Here is a 265-nt window from a genome sequence, read left to right as displayed (position 1 = left end):
TTACCACGGTGTGGCCGATGACTGGGGTGAAGTCGTAACAAGGTAGCCGTAGGGGAACCTGCGGCTGGATCACCTCCTTAACGAAAGATTGGTGACTGGTAAGAATCCACAACAAGTTGTTCTTCGAAGATGTATCTGAGGGTCTGTAGCTCAGTTGGTTAGAGCACACGCTTGATAAGCGTGGGGTCACAAGTTCAAGTCTTGTCAGACCCACCACTACTGACGAAGTGATGAATAATCACAAGCTGCCAGAAGAGAAGATATA

The 265-nt window shown here is 48.3% G+C and carries 1 tRNA gene and 1 rRNA gene; both read left to right on the top strand.

Annotated features, from left to right (window positions below):
* Positions 1–80, top strand: a 16S ribosomal RNA gene (locus tag DK207_RS15710); the annotation flags it as partial.
* A 59-nt stretch (positions 81–139) separates the two neighbouring features.
* Positions 140–216: transfer RNA gene (locus DK207_RS15705), tRNA-Ile, on the top strand.
* Positions 217–265: the final 49 nt, after the last annotated feature.

The organism is Acinetobacter haemolyticus (assembly GCF_900406815.1).
Classification (GTDB): domain Bacteria; phylum Pseudomonadota; class Gammaproteobacteria; order Pseudomonadales; family Moraxellaceae; genus Acinetobacter; species Acinetobacter haemolyticus_A.
The sequence above is the reverse complement of the archived record's forward strand: the minus strand, read 5'-3'. Positions and strand labels throughout refer to the sequence as shown.